The sequence below is a fragment of the Microvirga pakistanensis genome, assembly GCF_004458765.1.
GTDB lineage: Bacteria > Pseudomonadota > Alphaproteobacteria > Rhizobiales > Beijerinckiaceae > Microvirga > Microvirga pakistanensis.
On the sequence record NZ_SPJX01000005.1, the window covers coordinates 1 to 223 of the forward strand.

Genomic DNA, 223 nt, shown 5'->3' on the forward strand with positions numbered 1-223 from the left:
CGACTGGTCGGACGAGGCCCTCGCGGCAACCGGCCTCGACCGCTCGCACATGCCGGAACTCGTCGAGGGTTCGGCACCTTCGGGCCTGTTGCAACCGGAGATCGCCAGGGACTGGGGAATGCGCAGCGACGTCGTCGTTGCCGGCGGCGCGGGCGATGTGGCGGCAGGAGCAGTCGGGCTGGGAGCCATCAACGATGGAGCGGGCTTCATCTCCCTCGGCACA

At 69.5% G+C, this 223-nt stretch carries 1 protein-coding gene; it reads left to right on the forward strand.

Annotation, left to right across the window (positions count from 1 at the left end):
• Positions 1-223 (forward strand): FGGY family carbohydrate kinase (locus E4K09_RS00015; RefSeq protein ID WP_244610287.1); only part of this gene is annotated, 223 nt, incomplete at both ends.